At 54.4% G+C, this 17,672-nt stretch carries 14 protein-coding genes; 3 read left to right on the top strand and 11 right to left on the bottom strand.

Translation table 11 applies throughout. The features are described 5' to 3' along the window. Window positions 1–5 precede the first annotated feature (5 nt). From trmFO to MKX64_RS19300, 6 genes are all read right to left on the bottom strand, one after another. A complete protein-coding gene (gene trmFO, locus MKX64_RS19325) occupies window positions 6–1,337 on the bottom strand; it encodes an FADH(2)-oxidizing methylenetetrahydrofolate--tRNA-(uracil(54)-C(5))-methyltransferase TrmFO (RefSeq protein WP_095265758.1) in 1,332 nt (443 codons plus the stop codon). A 21-nt stretch (window positions 1,338–1,358) separates the two neighbouring features. Further along, window positions 1,359–3,458 (bottom strand): type I DNA topoisomerase, encoded by a 2,100-nt coding sequence (gene topA / locus MKX64_RS19320; protein ID WP_095265759.1) that lies wholly within the window; start codon window positions 3,456–3,458, stop codon window positions 1,359–1,361. A 35-nt stretch (window positions 3,459–3,493) separates the two neighbouring features. Beyond that, window positions 3,494–4,666 (bottom strand): DNA-processing protein DprA, encoded by a 1,173-nt coding sequence (dprA, locus tag MKX64_RS19315; protein ID WP_095265760.1) that lies wholly within the window; start codon window positions 4,664–4,666, stop codon window positions 3,494–3,496. Between the two features lie 150 nt (window positions 4,667–4,816). After that, complete coding sequence (gene sucD, locus MKX64_RS19310; RefSeq protein ID WP_095265761.1) at window positions 4,817–5,746, bottom strand: succinate--CoA ligase subunit alpha; 930 nt, start codon at window positions 5,744–5,746, stop codon at window positions 4,817–4,819. A 125-nt stretch (window positions 5,747–5,871) separates the two neighbouring features. After that, on the bottom strand, window positions 5,872–7,032 hold the full coding sequence (gene sucC / locus MKX64_RS19305; RefSeq protein WP_341037081.1) for an ADP-forming succinate--CoA ligase subunit beta: 1,161 nt from the start codon (window positions 7,030–7,032) through the stop codon (window positions 5,872–5,874). Between the two features lie 367 nt (window positions 7,033–7,399). Further along, window positions 7,400–10,087 carry an alpha-L-rhamnosidase gene (locus MKX64_RS19300; RefSeq protein ID WP_341037079.1) on the bottom strand — a complete coding sequence of 896 codons (2,688 nt, stop codon included), beginning with the start codon at window positions 10,085–10,087 and terminating at the stop codon, window positions 7,400–7,402. Window positions 10,088–10,276: 189 nt separating this feature from the next. Here MKX64_RS19300 and MKX64_RS19295 point away from each other — a divergent pair, with 189 nt between their 5' ends. Further along, window positions 10,277–11,149, top strand: coding sequence for an AraC family transcriptional regulator (locus tag MKX64_RS19295; RefSeq protein ID WP_341037800.1), 873 nt, complete (start codon window positions 10,277–10,279; stop codon window positions 11,147–11,149). 133 nt (window positions 11,150–11,282) lie between these two features. On the opposite strand, the gene MKX64_RS19290 is transcribed toward MKX64_RS19295, so the two are convergent. Further along, window positions 11,283–12,011, bottom strand: a complete 729-nt coding sequence (locus tag MKX64_RS19290) for an N-acetylmuramoyl-L-alanine amidase (protein ID WP_095265765.1) — start codon at window positions 12,009–12,011, stop codon at window positions 11,283–11,285. A gap of 728 nt (window positions 12,012–12,739) precedes the next feature. Between MKX64_RS19290 and MKX64_RS19285 the strand changes: the two genes are divergently transcribed. Both MKX64_RS19285 and MKX64_RS19280 read left to right on the top strand, forming a co-directional pair. Then, window positions 12,740–14,350 (top strand): YifB family Mg chelatase-like AAA ATPase, encoded by a 1,611-nt coding sequence (locus tag MKX64_RS19285; protein WP_341037077.1) that lies wholly within the window; start codon window positions 12,740–12,742, stop codon window positions 14,348–14,350. Window positions 14,351–14,375: 25 nt separating this feature from the next. Beyond that, the gene (locus MKX64_RS19280) at window positions 14,376–14,810 is read left to right on the top strand and encodes an N-acetyltransferase (protein ID WP_341037075.1); all 435 of its coding nucleotides are present in this window, start codon (window positions 14,376–14,378) and stop codon (window positions 14,808–14,810) included. A 154-nt stretch (window positions 14,811–14,964) separates the two neighbouring features. Here MKX64_RS19280 and MKX64_RS19275 read toward each other — a convergent pair whose 3' ends face one another. From MKX64_RS19275 to MKX64_RS19260, 4 genes are all read right to left on the bottom strand, one after another. Then, on the bottom strand, window positions 14,965–15,345 hold the full coding sequence (locus MKX64_RS19275; protein ID WP_176475486.1) for a YraN family protein: 381 nt from the start codon (window positions 15,343–15,345) through the stop codon (window positions 14,965–14,967). Further along, window positions 15,345–15,650, bottom strand: a complete 306-nt coding sequence (locus MKX64_RS19270; RefSeq protein WP_095397827.1) for an EscU/YscU/HrcU family type III secretion system export apparatus switch protein — start codon at window positions 15,648–15,650, stop codon at window positions 15,345–15,347. The genes MKX64_RS19275 and MKX64_RS19270 overlap by 1 nt, the downstream gene beginning before the upstream one ends. Beyond that, window positions 15,647–16,351 (bottom strand): hypothetical protein, encoded by a 705-nt coding sequence (locus MKX64_RS19265; RefSeq protein WP_341037072.1) that lies wholly within the window; start codon window positions 16,349–16,351, stop codon window positions 15,647–15,649. Before MKX64_RS19265 ends, MKX64_RS19270 begins: the two co-directional genes overlap by 4 nt. 284 nt (window positions 16,352–16,635) lie before the next feature. After that, window positions 16,636–17,640: a hypothetical protein gene (locus tag MKX64_RS19260; protein WP_341037070.1), complete on the bottom strand. Its 1,005-nt coding sequence runs from the start codon at window positions 17,638–17,640 to the stop codon at window positions 16,636–16,638. Window positions 17,641–17,672: the final 32 nt, after the last annotated feature.

Genomic DNA, 17,672 nt, shown 5'->3' with positions numbered 1-17,672 from the left:
AATGGTTATAAAATCTTATTCAGTCCATGGTCATTAATAAAGTAACGGATCTGGTCCAGCGCCCGGTTGGCCAAAGCTTCATTCTTCTCCTTCTTGTTGCGAATGCGCTTCTCAAGCTGAGGCAGCAGTCCGAAATTGGCATTCATCGGCTGGAAGTTGTCCGGATCGGCATGGGTAATATAATATGCCATACTGCCGATCGTTGATTCTTGCGGGAATACAATTCCTTCCTTGCCCTGCGCTGCCAGCGCTGCATTGATGCCTGCAATCAAGCCGGAAGCAGCCGATTCCACATATCCTTCCACACCGGTCATTTGCCCGGCGAGATATAGGTTCGGACGGTTTTTCACCTGATAGGTCTGTTCAAGCAGCTTCGGCGAATTGACAAACGTATTGCGGTGCATGACACCGTAGCGTACAATTTCCGCGTTCTCTAGGCCTGGGATCATCGAGATGATCCGCTTCTGCTCTCCCCATTTCAAATGGGTCTGGAATCCTACAAGGTTGTACAGCGTGCCCGCCGCATTGTCCTGACGAAGCTGGACAACGGCATAAGGCAGCTCTCCCGTATGCGGATTGACGAGGCCCACCGGCTTCATCGGACCAAACAGCGCCGTCTGTTTTCCCCGCTTCATCATCACTTCGATCGGCATGCAGCCTTCAAAATAGATCTCCTTCTCGAACTCCTTGAGCTCGGCCACCTCTGCGTTCACGACCGCCTCGTAGAAGGCGTTGAACTCCTCTTCGGTCATCGGGCAGTTCAAGTAGGCGGCTTCTCCCTTATCGTATCGGGAGGCCAGGTAAACCTTGCTCATATCAATCGAGTCTTTCTCGATAATCGGCGCAGCCGCATCGTAGAAGTAGAAATAATCCTGGCCCATCAGCTCGCGAATTTCGGCCGACAGTGCCGGCGATGTCAGCGGACCTGTAGCAATGACGACGATGCCTTCTTCAGGTATATGCTGGATTTCCTCGTTTACGACTTCAATTAACGGGTGATTATGCAGCGTGTGCGTAATCTCTCCGGAAAAGCCGTCCCGGTCTACCGCCAGCGCACCGCCGGCGGGTACCGAGTTGCGGTCTGCCGAGCCGATAACGAGTGAATTCAACATCCGCATCTCTTCCTTCAGAACGCCCACGGCATTCGTCAAACCGTTCGCGCGAAGGGAGTTGCTGCAGACAAGCTCAGCGAACTTGTCCGTATGATGCGCCGGCGTCTTGACCACCGGACGCATCTCATATAAGGTGACGGGGACCCCCCGGCTGGCAATTTGCCAAGCGGCCTCGCTCCCTGCAAGACCGGCTCCGATGACGGTCACCCTTTGTGCTTCAGTCAACTTCATTACCTCCTGTATGCCTTACAATTCTGCTGCTTCGTCCTGTTCTTCCATCATTTCAGAATAGTCACAGGCTGTACATTGAAGCTTGATGCCCTGCTTGCTCTTCTTCTCGATCATCTGTCCGCTGCAGTTCGGACAAGGCTTCGGAGACGGTTTATCCCAGGATACATAATCGCATTCCGGATAACGGTCGCATCCGTAGAAAATGCGCCCCTTTTTACTGCGGCGTTCCACCACATGCCCCTCCTTGCACTTCGGACAAGCAACGCCAATATTCTTGATGATCGGCTTCGTGTTGCGACAATCCGGGAAGCCCGAGCATGCCAGGAATTTTCCGAATCGTCCCAGCTTGTATACGAGCGGCTTGCCGCATTTCTCACATATTTCATCGGAAACCTCATCTTCGATTTCGATTTCCTTCATCTCTTCTTCCGCAACCTCAAGCCGCTTTTCGAAGGATTCATAGAATTCGGACAAAATTTTGACCCAATCCTCCGTTCCATCCTCCACATGGTCAAGGTCTTCTTCCATGTTCGCCGTAAATTCCACGTTCAGAATTTCCGGGAAAAACTGCTCCATCTGCTCGATCACAAGCTCGCCAAGTTCTGTCGGAACGAATTTCTTTTCTTCGATCGCGACATAACCCCGCTTCTGGATCGTCTCCAGCGTCGGCGCATACGTACTCGGACGTCCTATGCCAAGTTCCTCCAGCGTCCGGACAAGACGCGCTTCCGTATAGCGTGGAGGCGGCTGGGTAAAGTGCTGCTTCGGTTCAATGTTCTGTTTCTCCAGTTGATCGCCCTTGTGAAGCGCTGGCAAATATTTGTCTTCCTCGGTGGTGCCATCATCATTGCCCTCAACATACACCTTCATGAATCCAGGGAAACGAACCTTGGAGCCCGTTGCCCGGAAGACCGTGCGTCCGGCGGCGATGTCTACGGAAAGCGTATCCAGTACAGCCGATGACATCTGGCTGGCGACAAAGCGCTCCCAGATCAGTTTATACAGCCGAAGCTGATCACGGCTCATGTAAGGCTTGACGGATTCCGGATCACGCAGGACCGATGTCGGACGAATCGCTTCGTGCGCATCCTGGGCGTTTGCGCCTTTCTTCGAATATTGCCTTGGGCTTTCCGGCACGAAAGGATCTCCGTACTTGTTTTGAATGTAATCCTTGGCCTCGCCTTGCGCCGTTTCCGAGATCCGTGTGGAGTCCGTGCGCATGTAGGTAATCAGACCGACGGTTCCCTCTTTGCCGAGTTCCACACCTTCATACAGCTGCTGGGCAACCGACATCGTTTTCGCAGCTCTGAAGCCGAGCTTACGCGCTGCCTCCTGCTGCAAGGAGCTTGTCGTAAACGGTGGCGATGGATGACGCTGACGCTCGCGTTCCTTCACGTCGGTTACCTCGAAGGAGGCATCCTGAATCGCGGCCAGAATTTCGTTTACATCCTGCTCGCTCCCGAGTTCCTTCTTCGCGCCGTCGAGTTGAACAAACTTCGCTTCGAAAGAAGCGCCCTTCACCGCCAGCTTCGCGGTAATCGTCCAGTATTCCTCGGGAACAAACGCATTGATTTCATTCTCCCGATCCAGAATGATCTTGACGGCTACGGATTGCACGCGGCCGGCCGACAGCCCCTTCTTCACTTTCTTCCACAGCAGCGGGCTGATCTTGTAACCTACCAGACGGTCAAGAATTCGTCTCGCCTGCTGTGCGTTCACCAGGTCCATGTTGATTTTGCGCGGTGTTTTGAAAGCGTCCTTGACGGCTGTTTTCGTAATTTCGTTAAAGACGACACGAAGGCTCTGGGATTCATCCAGCTCCAGCGCATGCGCCAGATGCCACGCGATCGCCTCACCTTCACGATCGGGGTCAGCCGCGAGATACACTTTTTTCACTTTTTTGCTTGCATCCTTAAGTTCCTTTAAGACAGAACCTTTTCCGCGGATCGTAATGTATTTCGGGTTGAAGCCATTTTCTACCTCAACGCCGATTTGGCTTTTCGGCAGATCGCGAACATGCCCCATTGAAGCTTTCACGATGTACTTGCTGCCGAGATATTTGCCAATGGTTTTCGCCTTGGCAGGCGACTCTACGATGACGAGAGAATCCGCCACAGGTTCATCCTCCTCTCCAACATCAAACTTCCCATTTAAATGATCTTATATATAGCACCGGGTAATTGGGTTATCTGCTTTTTTATGATTAAAGATAACAGAACTGAATGCAAATGTCCAAAATCCCATCGGGTTTGCTCCAGCAAATCGTCGAGCGAGCCCGGCCCTTGTTCGAGCCTATGGTATATTTCCAGTTCATCATTTGTCAACCCGGCGTTTTCTCCAGCAGCAAAATGATCCTCCTGCCGCTCCTTATTGTATGAATCCTTTATGCCTTTTGGCAACCAAATTTCATATTCTTCTATAATATCCGCACCGCATGTCACCATCTTGGCTCCCTGCTTGATCAAATCCAGCGTCCCCCTGCTCTTCGGAGATGTCACTTGTCCAGGAACCGAGAAAACATCCCTTCCCGCCTCCAGCGCCATATCCGCCGTAATGAGCGAGCCGCTGCGGGCATCGGCCTCGACCACCACCGTCCCGAGCGCAAGCGCTGCAATAATCCGGTTCCGACGCGGAAAGAAGCCCGGGCGCACCTTGGTTCCCGGCGGATATTCAGAGAGGATCAGCCCCTTGTCTGCAATATCCTCATAGAGCGAGCGATTCTCCGGCGGGTAAACGACATCGATCCCTCCTCCGAGCACAGCGATCGTCCGGCCGTCACGGGCCAGAACCGCATCGTGCACCACACTGTCGATGCCTCTTGCCATGCCGCTGACGACGGCAAATCCCGCCTCCGCCAGCTCCTCCGCCAGCACGGCCGCTACCTTCTTGCCATATGCCGTGGGCAGGCGGGTGCCTACCATGGCAATGCTTGGCATCTCCATAAGCTGGAGATCGCCAATTGCGTACAACACCCACGGTGGCTGGGAGGACGAATGCAGGCGCTGTGGATACAACGTATCGAGGGCTGTAATAATACGTATTTTTTGATCATTTGTCAAATTTGATGCGGAGCTGCATTGTTGTCGAGGCTCGTTCGTGTCATCGTCCGACATCCGGTTCGTCACCGATTCGACAGTAAGCATGAAGTTATGTTCGAGATGATGCGCCGTTTCGACACCCACACCGCAAGCCTCCCAATCCGTTGCTCTATAATGAAGCATTTCGCTGCGTATGCCACCGTTATGCATGATGCGCTCGATCGTTTTCCAGCCGATCCCTTCGCTTTCATGCAGTGCCGCCAATACGATATTGCTTATATCCATATAACGCTGCTCCCTTCGGTTCAGTTAATGACGATAGATTTATCCTTAAAAACACGAAAAGCAACCCTCTATCTCCCATCGGGAAATAAAAGGTTGCTTACCTTGAATCAAACTACTATGAAACTATGAATTTCAGTAGCGCTCCGTTAATTAGTGCGTTGTGCACTTCGCCAGAATGCCTTGTTCTTCCAGAACACTAACGAGTGTCGAGCCCATCTCGGAAGGGGTTGGCGCAACTTTGACACCACAAGCTTCAAGTACCGAAATCTTCTCCTTGGCTGTACCTTTACCGCCGGAAATAATGGCGCCGGCATGACCCATCCGCTTCCCTGGAGGCGCTGTAGCGCCACCGATAAAGCCGACAACAGGCTTAGTCATGTTGGCTTTGATCCACTCGGCAGCCTCTTCTTCGGCCGTACCGCCAATTTCACCAATCATAATAACCGCATAGGTGTCCGGGTCTTCATTGAACAGCTTCAGCACATCAATGAATTCGGTTCCCTTCACCGGGTCGCCGCCGATGCCAACCGCGGTGGATTGTCCGATGCCGCGAGCCGTCAGCTGGTGAACCGCCTCATACGTCAGCGTACCGCTGCGGGATACAACGCCGACATGGCCCGGAGTATGGATGTAGCCTGGCATAATGCCGATTTTGCACTGACCTGGCGTAATGACACCCGGACAGTTCGGACCGATCAGGCGTGTCTTCTTGCCTTCCATGTAACGCGCTACCTTCACCATATCAAGGACCGGAATCCCCTCGGTAATACAGATAACCAGCTCCATTTCAGCATCGACAGCTTCCATGATGGAATCTGCGGCAAATGCAGGCGGAACATAGATAACACTGGCCGTAGCACCGGTCTTCGCTTTGGCTTCTTCAACCGTATTAAACACCGGGAGGCTGACGTTTGTTCCATTCTCCAGCGTAATTTCGACTTGGGTTCCACCTTTGCCTGGAGATGTACCGCCCACCATTTGCGTGCCGTAATCCAGAGCGCCCTTGGCATGGAACAGAGCCGTTTTCCCTGTAATCCCTTGCGTTATTACTTTTGTATGTTTATCGATCAAAATACTCACGATTGATTCACATCCCCTATTGTAATTTCAGGACTTTGCAAAATTCCTCATTTGAATAATGAAAGCAACCGCACGGCAGGAGCGGAATTCTCCTTCATGTGCCATGCCTGTTCAGGAATGAATAATTACTGAACGAGGGAGACGATCTTCTGCGCTCCGTCGGCCATGGAATCGGCAGGTACGATGTTCAGTCCGGATTCCGCCAGAATCTGCTTGCCAAGTTCTACGTTTGTCCCTTCCAGACGCACGACAAGCGGACGGCTAAGCCCGATCTGCTTCGCGGCTTCCACAACACCGTTGGCGATCACATCACAGCGCATAATGCCGCCAAAGATGTTCACGAAGATGCCTTTTACCTGCGGGTCGGACAGAATGATCTTGAAGGCTTCCGTAACCTTCTCCGTCGTCGCACCGCCCCCTACATCAAGGAAGTTGGCCGGCTCGCCGCCGTAGTATTTGATGATGTCCATCGTTGCCATCGCAAGACCGGCACCATTCACCATACAGCCAATGTTGCCGTCAAGCGCTATGTAGCTCAGGTCAAATTTGGATGCCTCGATCTCCTTCTCGTCCTCTTCATCCAAATCACGCAGCTCCTGGATGTCCTTATGACGGAACAGCGCATTGGAGTCAAAGTTGAGCTTCGCATCCAGTGCCATCACATTGCCGTCACCTGTAACGACAAGCGGGTTAATCTCGGCAATCGAGCAGTCCTTCTCCACAAAGGCTTTATACAAAGCCATCATGAATTGGGCTGCCTTGCCTACCAGTTCGTTCGGAATATTAATGGAATATGCCAGTTTGCGAGCCTGGAACATTTGCAGTCCAACCGCTGGATCAACGACCTCTTTAAAAATCTTCTCCGGCGAAGCTGCTGCAACCTCTTCAATCTCCGTTCCGCCTTCTTCGGAGGCCATCATAACGACGCGTCCGGTTCCACGGTCCACCACAACGCCGACATAATATTCTTTGCGAATGTCGCAGCCTTCCTCAATAAGCAAGCGCTTAACTTCTTTGCCTTCCGGTCCGGTCTGGTGAGTGACCAGCACCTTGCCCAAAATCTCTTCGGCATAGGCACGAACCTCATCGAGGTTCTTCGCAACTTTCACGCCGCCGGCCTTACCGCGGCCACCTGCATGAATTTGCGCCTTCACAACCGTCACCGGGCTGCCCAAAGATTTGGCCGCTTCGACAGCTTCTTCAACCGTAAACGCAACCTTGCCGTTCGGAACGGCTACTCCGTATTGCTTCAGTACTTGTTTTCCTTGATATTCATGGATATTCATTCTGGAATCCTCCTATCAACATGACTGGAACAAGGCGGGTCGGCTGGGAAAGCTATCTATGTTAGCGGTTCCCATGACAACCTTTTATATAATGAACCCAAGTTATTGTAACATGTTTTTAAAACGCTTACCTTAAAAAAATGGCCTATGATCCACTCTATTTTGATATGGAATTGATCCCGTCAAGAGAATATTTGGAATATAATGGAATTCGGGAGATGAGTTTCTCTAACTATAATCGTAAAAAAATAGAGCGTCTACCACCCATCAACATGGGTCAACAGCCGCTCAGAAATATAAGGAAGTCCTGTCAGGTGCCCTCCTAATCATCGCTGCCAACGCAGCGCTGCCCGCTCATTCTCGCCGTCTATTCGATGACTCCGCCAGCCACGATTCGGTACGTCCCCGAGCCAAGCTCGAACACCGCGCAAGCTTCGTACTCTCGGGCGGAAAGCACGCCCTCAGCCTGCTCTGCTCGCTTGTTGTTGACCAAGACACCCGCCAGTTGCCCGTGCGGAATGCGAGCCTCTGCCGTCGTATTCGGAGGCAGTTCAAACTCATAGATGACGGAGCCGCTCTCGTCTATGCGCCATCCACTCCGAATCACTCCATACCCCGACTCATACGAGGCTCTGGCATAGGCCATACCAGAGTCCGGCCGTGGCCGGAACAGAATGCGTTTATATCCCGGCTGCGACTCGTCGAGGTCAAGCCCGGCCACGACCCGGTACAGCCAGTCGCCGATGGAGCCGTAAGCATAATGGTTAAAGGAGTTCATGTCCTTGCTCCAGAACGTCCCATCCGGCTTGATCCCGTCCCAATGCTCCCATATAGTTGTCGCCCCCTGGTGGATCGAGTACAGCCAGGATGGATAGTCCTCCTGCTGTACAAGCTTTACGGCCAATTCATGATACCCGTTCTCGGACAGCACATGGCACAGGTACGGGGTTCCTACAAAGCCGGTTGTCAGATGACCGTTCTGCTCCTGCACGTCATCCGCCAGCGTCCGTGCCAGTCGCTCGCGCACCGGCCCGTCGACGAGCCCGAACATCAGCGGCAGCACATGTGCCGTCTGGGTATGGGCAGCAAGCCTGCCGCTTCCCGTCACAAACTCCCGGTTGAATGCCGCCACAATGCTTTCATACAATTCGCCATACTTTCGAGCGTCCTCCTTATAGCCTAGCACCTGCGCCGTTCTCACAAACAACCCGGTCGAATAGGCATAGAAGCAGGTGGCGATCAAATCCTTCGGCGTAGCTCCTACATAACTGCCTTCCTTAGCATCAAGGCCGAGCCAGTCGCCAAAGTGAAATCCGGTATTCCATAAAAACTCGTTATCCCCTTGGGAGCGGATATACTCAATCCATGCCTTCATGCTGTCATATTGCTCTGCCAGCACACGCTTGTCGCCATAACAGACATACAGCGTCCATGGGCATATAACCGCTGCATCTCCCCAGGCCGAAGAGGAGTGTGACTTCTCATCCAGCACATCCGGAATGACAAACGGCACGCCGCCATCTTCACGTTGATCAGCCTTCAAATCGCGCAGCCACTTCGCAAAAAACGACGCGACTCCGTAGTTGAAAGCCGCGGTCCGAATGAACACCTGGGCATCCCCGGTCCAGCCAAGCCGCTCATCCCGCTGCGGGCAATCGGTAGGAACATCCACAAAATTGCCTCGCTGCCCCCATCGGATATTACGCTGGAGTTGGTTCAGCAACGGATGAGCGCATTCAAAGTCACCGGTTCTCTCCATATCGGTATGAATGACATGCCCGGTGATCCGCTCCAGTTCCAGCGGAGCCTCTGCCGGCCAGCCCTCCACCTTGACATAACGGAAGCCCTGAAATGTGAATCGCGGCTCATACGTTTCCCCGCCGCCCTTGCAGGTGTACCGCACCGTTTGTCTGGCAGACCGGAGATTCGCGGTGTAAAAATGGCCGTCTTGATCAAGCACCTCCCCGTGCTGGAGCGTAATCGAAGTGCCTGACGGCAGATCCAGCCGGAGATGAAGGCGGCCGACCATATTCTGGCCCATATCAATGACCGTTTCACCCGACGGGGTCCGCAGCAAGGCCACGGGCTTGATCCGCTCTGTCACGCGTGCAGGCTCATTCTCCTGCATCACAAGCACATCTCTCGAATCGGCCAACTCCCTGACCTCTGCCCATTCGGAATCATCATAGGCCGCAGTAGACCATCCGGTTTTCTCCAGGCGAGCATCATAGGTTTCGCCATGATAAAGCTCAGACATGAGAATCGCCCCTGTGGAAGCCCGCCAAGACCTGTCGCTGACCAATACATCTGTCGTCCCATCCTCGTAGTCCATATGCAGCTGCAGCAAAAGTGCCCGCGTATCGCCATATTTACCAGATTGACTGTCCCAGCCCAGAACCCCTTTGTACCATCCATTGGCCAGGAAAGCGCCGATGGCGTTGCGCTCGCCCTCCTGAATCTGATCGGTGACATCATAAGCCTGTACCTGCAGCCTGCTGTCATAACTGGTCCAGCCCGGGGCATACTGCTCGTCCCCGACACGCCGGCCGTTCAGCTCCAGCTCATACATCCCTCGCGAGGTGACGTATACGGTAGCCCGGCTAACCCCCTTCCGGACAGTGAAGGTAGTTCTCAGCTGGAACACTTCCTCTGCCAGCGGATCAATCGCCTTGTCATCCGGCGTGATCCAGCGTGCAGACCAGTCCGAAGGGTGCAATAACCCCATCTCAAAACAGGCCGACGGGCTCCAGTCCGACTCGCCTCCGCGTTGATCCCATACTTTGACTCGATAGTAGTACCGTTGCCGGGACTGTAACGCCTCTCCGCCGTATTCGACGAGCAAGGAATTGTCCGATGTTTGTTTTCCCGTATCCCATACCAGCCGCTGCTCATCAAACCCCTGCCCGCCGCTGGACACCTGAATCCGGTAAGCATGCTGCATCACATGCATGCGATCCGACGCCAGCTGCCAGCTGAATCTGGGCAGCTTTACTCCCAGTCCAATCGGATTGTGGCGATATTCGCAGCTCAGACGGGTCACTTCCAGTGCTTGCATACGTGTTCCTCCTTTTCATCGAGCATTTGCCGCCATGCGAGCAGCATCTCACCTCTATTGTAGGGGGCGCTGCTCTCTTGTTCAGGGGAGGCATGCGACATTTTTATAGGTCGATCTGGACATTTTACAACCGGTTTCGTAAGATGAAGCCAAACAAGGCAGTCTGAATAAGGGGCGGTAGACGTGAGCATGACACGGAGTACTTTTGTAATGCCAGGGGAGCATTTTTTTGAACCGGGAATTCCGATCTATGTAAACCGGGCTTGCGAAACGTTTGAGATGGCCGAGCATTCCCATGAATTTATTGAAATCACTTATGTGAGCGAAGGCTCCGGGGTCCATTACATTGCTGGTGATGCCGTTCCGGTGGAGCACGGGACACTGTTCTTCATTCCGATCGGGCGCAGCCATGTGTTTCGTCCGAGAACGATGCGCAAGGACCGGCCGCTGATCGTATACAACTGTCTGTTTCCAGCCCGGTATTTAGTGGAGCTGCGGGACGCCTTTCCCCATGCTTCAGAGTTATGCGAACCGTTTATCGAGCAGCGGGTGCACTGGTTCTCGATGCGGGATGATGCCGGAGAATACCATGCCCTATTCCGCGAGATGCATCGCGAGTTTTCCGCCAGACCGCCAGGATATTTGGGGGTGCTCGCTGCGCTGGTCGTTCGAATATTAGCCGGCTTGTACAGACATCAGCTTCAGCTCGGATCGCCTGAGCGGGACAGACCGCAGTGGTTGTCCATCGATGAAGCTGTCGCCTATATTGACCGCCATTATGCCAGCAGCCTCAGACTCGGTGATTTTGCCGCCAAGGCCAATCTCAGTGAACGGCAGTTCAGTCGCCTGTTCCGGAAGCAGACTGGAATGAGCTTCACCGAATATGTGCAGGGCATCCGAATGGATGCCGCCTGCCGCCAGCTTGCGGCCAGCCATCAAAGCGTGGCAGAAATAGCATCCGAGGTGGGATACAGCGACCTGAAATTTTTCCATCAACTGTTCAAGACAAAAATCGGGGTGACCCCAAGGCAATATCGCCAGCAGGCAAGATCGACCTCATAGGGCGATCACAACGATAAACCTCCCTTTAGTCATGTTTAAGGGAGGTTTATAACAGGTGTTATGCTGTTGTGTTAGCTGTTGCGTTACCCGTTGGGTTACAGTGCTACTCGCTATTATTGCAAGCATTACTCGTTTATTGTGGTTTGGTGACGGTCGCGGTTTTCGTCTGATTGTCCCACGCCACACGATCTCCGCTTGCTTCTGCCAATGCTCTTAAAGGAACATACACCGTATTATTAATGATGAGGCCATTCTGAATTTCCTTACCGTAGGCGATAACGTTAGCCTTGTCCATTTGAGGAGTCCCCCCTTTTCGTGTCAGGCCCAAGTGTCTGGCAATTCCGTTCACATGACCGTTTACCAGTGCGTTAATGACGTCGGGGTTCTTCAGCTTGTTCGCATCCGACGCTACATCAATAAACAGATTTTCCGTTAAAACGGCCGGCATTCTGCTCTCCCGCAGCATGTGCAGGTTCTGGGATTTCACACCCCGGTCTATAACGTTAAATGGCGCCAGTGCTTTCATAATCTCAGCATGCAGCGCATCGTGCAGGTTCACGGTAGTGGATGATACCGAGGTGTAACGAAACGACTCAAACCCTCCATTGCCGCCGCCGGCATTACAGTGAATGGATACAAGGATATCGGCACCGGACCGATTCGCTGCGTTCGTGCGCTCCGAGAGTTCCAGGAACACGTCCCTGTCCCGGGACATCAGCACCTGAACCCCGTCATACTCGGCCTCCAGCTTTCGCTTGATCGCTACCGAGAGCGCCAGCACCACATCTTTCTCCAGCAATCCGTTGCCGGTTGCGCCCGAATCCCTTCCACCATGTCCAGGATCTATCCACACTATCGGCATGCTCTTACCTCCTTGATCTCCTGATCTAACACCCATTGCGATTGTCTTAGCATGTACTTTATTCTATGGTTCCGTCTGCAAATGGTAACGGCGGGCTGTCCCCCAACTAGATGGGATGCAGGTTGGCAGCAATAATCGATTCGCATACGCTATGGGGAGTCGTGCATATGGGCATGGACGAGGCTTGGTTAGAGAGTTTTACTAATGGAGTTATTTATCCAATTAATGTAATTTAAAATATTATAATACATTTTCCAAAGGTAGTCAGGAGGGATTTTCTCTACTTTAGTCGTCCTGCTAGCTTCAAGCAGCCATGCATTATAGATTCACTCTCGATTTTCGCCAGCTTTGTACGCTTATTCCCTTTAGTCAGGTAGAACATTGAATCCGACTTTGAACCGTAAGCTTGTTTATTTCCTATACGTATCCCTCTTGACGTGAGCCGTTGTTGCATCCAGTCTAGCATCTACTCCTGCATCCACACTTTTGTTCCACTCCACGATTCATGAACCTTTCCCACCGCTCTTCGAATCCTGAACGAAAGGGATAATCATGCAAAGGCAGAGGAAAGGGATACCCAAGACTCGTTATTGACAGTAACTGATGAATAATTTTACAATTACTTATATATTAACGAAAATGAGGAAGCACCCTTTTTCGGATTGTCGGCCGGACTCAACATAGTAGAGCCACCAGAGCCGAATATCGAAAGAGAGGTGCTTTTTAATATGTACGGTAAGCTATACAGCGCTTGCCTTCACGGAATCGACGGAGTCACGATTCAGGTTGAAGTTGATCTGTCGAATGGTCTGCCTCAAACCTCCATCATCGGACTACCGGATTCCTCGATCCGGGAATCGGTCGAGCGGGTGCGGGCCGCGGTCAAAAATTGCGGTTTCACCTATCCGATGAAAAGGGTCACCATTAATCTGGCGCCAGCCGATCTGCGCAAGGAAGGATCGTCCTTTGATCTTGCCATTGCGTTAGGCATTTTGGTAACGAGTGAGCAAATTGATTTTTCACCTGAATCGCTCCTCATTCTCGGTGAATTGGCGCTGGACGGATCACTCCGTCCCATTAACGGGGTGCTGCCTATGGTGGAGAAGGCCAAACGGGACGGGTTAAAGGGCGTGCTGCTCCCTTACGAGAACGCCCCGGAGGCTGCGCTAATCGGCGGGATGAACGTATACGGGCTGCGTCATATTAAGGAGCTCACAGGCAGCCAGGCGGACGGGTTAATTGAACCGGACAGGCCTCAAAGTGAAACGCACTCGCCGGGGAGATCCGCGCCTTTCAGAGTCCATCTGTCCAAACTGCTTTATACCAAGTCCGATATTGAAAACCATGGATCCGTGAACACCCCGGATGATGTCGTTGAGGATTATAGCGACGTCATCGGACAACCGCATGTCAAGCGCGCGCTGACGATTGCCGCAGCAGGCATGCACAATATCATCCTCATCGGCCCTCCCGGTACCGGAAAAACGATGCTGATGAAGCGGCTTCCTACCATTCTGCCTCCGTTAAGTGAACAAGAGTCGTTAACGACAACGAAAATATACAGCGCAGCCGGAAAGCTTAAGCATACCGGAAGTTTGATGACCAGACGTCCTTTCAGATCCCCTCATCATACCATTTCATCCGGCGGGCTGATCGGGGGCGGCACCATTCCAAGGCCCGGCGAGGTCAGCCTCGCACACAAGGGCATACTTTTTCTCGATGAGCTTCCGGAGTTCTCCCGGCATGTGCTTGAGGTGCTGCGCCAGCCGCTGGAGGATCGTGAGGTTACGATCAGCAGGGCGAGAGCTGTTCTCACCTTCCCTGCACATTTCATGCTCGCTGCATCGATGAATCCTTGTCCGTGCGGATTCTGGGGAAACGATCATCCGCAGCAGCGATGCACCTGCAGCCCGCGACGGATCGGACAATATCGTGCTAAAATATCCGGCCCTCTGCTTGATCGCATCGATCTGCAGGTTGAGGTTCCGCGTCCGAAAGACCGTTATGACACCGCGCATCAGCTCTCATCCCGGGAAATGCGGGAGCAGGTTATGGCAGCACAGCTCCTTCAATCCACGCGATACCGACATCTGCCATTCAGCTGGAACAGCGAATTGTTTGGCAGTCATTTGCGTCGTTATGCTGCGCTCGACAGCGCCTCGGCCAGCCTGCTCCAGACCACGATCGATACGCTTGGGCTCAGCATGCGCGCCTATGATAAAATATTAAAGCTTGCCAGAACGATCGCGGATCTGGACCAAGCAGAGTGCATCGGCAGCCACCACGTCGCCGAGGCGATCCAATATCGGCAGCTGGACCAGCTGCCGGTGTATGTCTGAAGAAATCATCACAAGGAGCATGTCTATGAATATTCGACTTATGGAAGAACGTGAGCAGGATTCAATGATTGAACTATGGCTGAGAGGGTCGGAACAGGCCCACCATTTTATTCCGATGGAATACTGGTCATCAAAGCAGAGCGAGATGAAAAATGTGTATTTGCCGATGTCGGAATCCTATGTCCTGGAGATAGACGGACATATTCGAGGGTTCATTTCGATGGTCGGTTCGTATTTGGCCGCGCTGTTCATTGACCCTGAGTATCAGTCTCGCGGATATGGTCGGAAGCTGCTCGATCATATCAAAAGCCGACAGGAGCGGTTGGAGCTCAAGGTATACAAGGCAAATGAACAGGCCGTTCAGTTTTATTCCCGACACGGGTTTAAGGTGCAACAAGAAATGCTGGACCCGGACACCCGGCAGCCGGAGTATTTGATGGAGTGGACCAAAAGTAAGTAACGCATGAAACACAATAGAGCAGAGAAATGCTGATGCCTATTAATCATAGAAAAACGCATGCCGAGGAATAGAAATCCGTCTGTTGCGGCATGCGTTTTTTGATGTATGATCTATAATCCGTGAGCAGTGTAGTGTTCCCCGCTCATCCGTGTTGTTAAAAAGCGTTGACGATATGATCCATGGAGGCGGCTGTCATGTCATCCTGAAGAATGATCGAAATGACGTCAAACCGAACAGGCTTGTCGTAATAGCGTTTATAGTGAATGTACTGCTCCGCCGTGTTTCTGACCTGCATCATTTTTCTTGCATTGACGGATTCAGACGGCGTACCGTAGCTTGCGGTGGCGGTTCGGCTCCGCACTTCGATAAATACCAGCACGCCTTCCGTCTCTGCGATAATGTCCAGCTCGCCATAACGGCTGCGCCAGTTGCGCTCCAGAATGCGGTATCCTTTCCGGCGCAGCATCTCAGCTGCCGCCATCTCGGCCGCGTCTCCCTTCTGCTTGCGGTTATCCGCTTTGCCTGTTGAGGACATTATTTCATCATGCCCCCTCTTTCTGCCTGACGGTCAGCCTGATACACATAAGTTAGCACTTCGGCCACCAGCTGATAAAGCTCGGGAGGGATTTGCTGGTCTAGATCCAGCTTGGAGAGCACCTCCACCAAAGCCGCATCCTCCTGTACCGGCACGCCATGCTCCATCGCTTTCTGCAGGATCGTCTCCGCCAGTTCTCCCGAACCCTTTGCTACGACGACAGGAGCTTCATGGTCGCCAGGAGCGTACTTGAGGGCGACTGCTTTTTTGACCGCAGCATTGGCTTCAGTATCTGGCTGCTTCATATCCTCATATCCACCCCTTTGTATGATTGAGGCGTATACTCCGAGGCCGTGCCTCTTGAAGGAAGCTCGGACGCCATGTCTTGTGCCTCAGGCAGCGGTTCAACCTTCAGGCTGAGCAGCTGATAGCCGACAGACTCCACCCCTGTGGCAAGGTCTTCCCTCCGCTGTTCAAACAGCTCTGAAGCCCACACCTGATCATTTCGGATGTTCACACTGACAATCCGGTCGACAATCTGCACATCAATCAGCGTCAGACCGAGCGCTTTCATATCGAGGTCAAACAGCAGTCGGCAGTTCGTGCTGTCGAGTTCGCCTTTAGGTCCTCTTCGCGACTGAATGTGGATCGAAGCGGTCTGCTGACCGTCCGCACCATGAAGAGGAATAAACATCGTCACCTGGGCAAAAGGTGCGGTCCGGTCGGTATTAAGAAGCAGCTGCTGGCCTGTCAGATGCTGTACAAGCTGCTGGGCTGCCTCCTTAAGCGCAGGCGGCGTATCATTCCCCGACACCAGTTGAAGCAGCAGCCCTTTGATGGTGTCCTGCTGCGCGGCTACCGAACCGGCCTGCGGGGCGACGGCCCCGGGCAGGTTCGGTGTTCCTTGCGCAGCTCCAGCCTGGGCAGCTTGCGGCACAGCCGCCGCTGCCCCTGCGCCTGGCGCTGCGGAGCCGCCAGGCTGGCTTGGGGCTTGGCCAGCTGCCACTGCCGCAGGCTGGGCAGCCTGGCCCCCCGCGGCAGCTACGCTAGCCGCGGCCTGGCCAGCGGCGGCAGGCGCCGGCGCATTCGCGCCCCCGGCGCCCGCCGCTCCGGCCGCGCCTTGGGCGGAACCGCCCGCGGCCGGCCCGCCCCCGGGCAGCGCTTGCGCGTGCTGCCCGGGTTGCGCGGCGCTGCCTGCGGCTCGCGCCGCGTCCCCTGCGGGGCGGCTGGCAGCCGCCCCGCGCAGGGCCTGCTGCTCGTGCTCCGCACCGAGCAGCTTCAGCAGCCGCCCTACCCACGGCTCGTCAGAGCCGCGGACAGGCGGCTGCTGAGGCGAAGGGCCTGCGGCCCCTTCGCCCCCTGTGGCGCCTCTGCAGCTGGCGGCGCGCCCGCGGCCGCGGCCGCCGGCCCTGCGGGCAGCCCGGCGGCCTGGCCCTGGGCGGCAGCAGCCGAGCCTTGCGCCGGCTGCTGGCCGCTCCAGGGCTGCTGGGCCAGCTCGGTGCGCAGCTGGTGAAGCAAGCCTTGCAGCTTCACCAGCACCGCCTGCTGGCCCCCGCCCGCCGCCTGGGCAGCGCCGGCTTGGCCTGCGGCTGCGCCCTGCGGCTGCGGAGCCGCATCAGCGGCCGCCCCCGGGCCCGGAGCCGCCTGAGCGGTCCGGGATGCTCCGGCCGCCTCCCCAGGGCTGCCGGGACTGCTCTGCCCGGTCAGCGCAGCGATCAGCTGCTGCTCCAGAGATTGCAGCAGCTGATGGAGCGGCGGGCCGAATACGGCCTGATGCAGCCCCCGCACACTCTCCGGTGTGATAGGCAGCCCGCGATGAAACGCGATCGCTGCCGATTCCAGCCACTCTGCCGCCGGCACCTGCGGCGGCCTGGCTCCCATCATCCCTTGAAACTGGCTTATATTTTCTCGAGTCAAAGGAACGCCCGCAAGCTGCATCGCCCGAATCATTTCCCGGTTTTCCTTCGTATCCGGCAATCCTGCATACTCAAGCACCTCAGCCATCGAGGAAGGAGACAGCGGCAGTGCCTGCGATTGACTCAGCGGTTTCAGGACCGCGGTCGCACTTTCTCCGGGCGGCTGAACCTGAAGCAATGCCGTTTCCCCCGCCCGCAGCGGGGTTTCCAGCTTCGCCTTAACCTGTACGCCCTGAATCTGGACAACCGCCTCCTGACCGTTCTCCGTTACATTCATTACTACACCGCGGACGACTTGGCCGGGCTTCAATTCCAATGTCTTCGCATCCCCCGGCTTCTGCTCTCCCAACAGTCCTCGAATCAACGATCCGATGTTCACCTTATTTGTCCCCCTAATTGTTCCTTTCCCTT

Source organism: Paenibacillus sp. FSL M8-0334, from assembly GCF_038000405.1.
GTDB classification, from domain to species: domain Bacteria; phylum Bacillota; class Bacilli; order Paenibacillales; family Paenibacillaceae; genus Paenibacillus_AQ; species Paenibacillus_AQ campinasensis.
This window is presented reverse-complemented; position numbering and strand designations above follow the sequence as displayed.

Bases quoted from the DNA above. Each gene is read 5' to 3' on its own strand.
- MKX64_RS19290 (WP_095265765.1), bottom strand. From the start codon at position 12,011: ATGCCGATAGTGTGGATAGATCCTGGACATGGTGGAAGGGATTCGGGC.
- MKX64_RS19280 (WP_341037075.1), top strand. From the start codon at position 14,376: ATGAATATTCGACTTATGGAAGAACGTGAGCAGGATTCAATGATTGAA.
- sucC (WP_341037081.1), bottom strand. From the start codon at position 7,032: ATGAATATCCATGAATATCAAGGAAAACAAGTACTGAAGCAATACGGA.
- MKX64_RS19270 (WP_095397827.1), bottom strand. From the start codon at position 15,650: ATGAAGCAGCCAGATACTGAAGCCAATGCTGCGGTCAAAAAAGCAGTC.
- dprA (WP_095265760.1), bottom strand. From the start codon at position 4,666: ATGGATATAAGCAATATCGTATTGGCGGCACTGCATGAAAGCGAAGGG.
- MKX64_RS19285 (WP_341037077.1), top strand. From the start codon at position 12,740: ATGTACGGTAAGCTATACAGCGCTTGCCTTCACGGAATCGACGGAGTC.
- MKX64_RS19295 (WP_341037800.1), top strand. From the start codon at position 10,277: ATGACACGGAGTACTTTTGTAATGCCAGGGGAGCATTTTTTTGAACCG.
- MKX64_RS19300 (WP_341037079.1), bottom strand. From the start codon at position 10,087: ATGCAAGCACTGGAAGTGACCCGTCTGAGCTGCGAATATCGCCACAAT.
- MKX64_RS19275 (WP_176475486.1), bottom strand. From the start codon at position 15,345: ATGTCCTCAACAGGCAAAGCGGATAACCGCAAGCAGAAGGGAGACGCG.